Genomic DNA, 1,316 nt, shown 5'->3' on the forward strand with positions numbered 1-1,316 from the left:
ATGAGATAGGAATGAATTATTTTTTCGTAAAATGGTAATGAATTTCGGATGAGGGGGGACAGGCACAGAAGGAAAGGATCAGATAAAGGGATCCGGGGATAAGAAGAGGATGAGCAGACGACCGGCAAGATCGTCTGCTGAAATCATGAAAAGAGGATTATTCGAGGGTTGGATTCATCTGGCGCAGATCAAACGGTGTGATCTGATAAACATAATAATTCAGCCAGTTAGTGAACAGCAGGTGACCGTGACTCCGCCAGGTCGCCTTTGGGGCGAGCTCGGCGTTATCCTGCGGGAAATAGTTGTAGGGCATTTCCGGCGATAAACCCGCCGCCACATCCCGCAGATACTCACCAGCCAGCGTTCCTGCATCATACTCAGGGTGTCCGGTAACAAAAGCCATCCGTTTATCTTTGGTTGCAAAGAGATAGGCACCGGCTTCGTCGGATTCGGCGAAGATCTCCAGATCCGTATGCTGGCGGAGCACATCTGCCGGAAAATCTGCATAACGGGAATGAGGTGCCAGAAAGCTTTCATCAAAGCCCCGGGTCAGTAATGCCAGCGGTTGTAGCGTCTGATGGGGATATACACCAGACAACTTCGTTTCACGGGTCATCTTAGGCAGGCCGTAAAGCACATTCAACGCCGCCTGAACCGCCCAGCAAACAAACAGGGTCGATGTGACATGTTCTTTAGCCCAGTGAATAACGCGCTCAATTTCCGGCCAGTATGCTACATCACAAAAGTCGACCAGGCCTAAAGGTGCACCGGTAACGATCAGTCCGTCATAGTTGTCATGTTGAATATCTTCAAAGTCACAATAGAAATTATTCAGATGCTCGGCAGGGGTATTTTTAGATTCCCGACTGTCAATGCGTAACAGCTGCACATCAATCTGCAAAGGAGAGTTGGAAAGCAGTCGTAAAAACTGATTTTCGGTCTCAATTTTCTTCGGCATCAGGTTGAGAACCAGCACCTTAAGAGGACGGATCTCCTGCGTTTTTGCCCGTGATGACGTCATAACAAAGACGTTCTCATTACGCAGGAAATTCACCGCTGGTAATTCATCTGGAACCCGGATCGGCATAACAACTTCCTCACTGCATCCATTTATACGTTTAGACTTCTAGATAGCTGAAGATATCGGTTTTTGATTAAGATGTCGAGCCTGCAAGCGTTAAGTGAAAATGTTTCAACTTAAGTTATTAATTTAGATTATCTGGTTATAAAGGGAAGCAAATGAGTGTTCAGGAAGGGATAAAAAGAGAAATTAAATTGCAGATCATGGCAACGTACTGAGTAAATAATGTACACAA

1 protein-coding gene is annotated in these 1,316 nt (G+C 46.1%); it reads right to left on the reverse strand.

The features are described 5' to 3' along the window. Positions 1-157: 157 nt before the first annotated feature. On the reverse strand, positions 158-1,087 hold the full coding sequence (metA, locus tag J1785_RS00950; RefSeq protein ID WP_217138118.1) for a homoserine O-acetyltransferase MetA: 930 nt from the start codon (positions 1,085-1,087) through the stop codon (positions 158-160). Positions 1,088-1,316 lie beyond the last annotated feature (229 nt).

Origin of the sequence: Rahnella perminowiae (assembly GCF_019049755.1) — a bacterium.
In the GTDB taxonomy this organism is placed as follows: Bacteria; Pseudomonadota; Gammaproteobacteria; order Enterobacterales; family Enterobacteriaceae; genus Rahnella; species Rahnella perminowiae.

Coding starts and splice junctions, on each gene's coding strand:
- metA (WP_217138118.1), bottom strand. CDS start 1,087: ATGCCGATCCGGGTTCCAGATGAATTACCAGCGGTGAATTTCCTGCGT.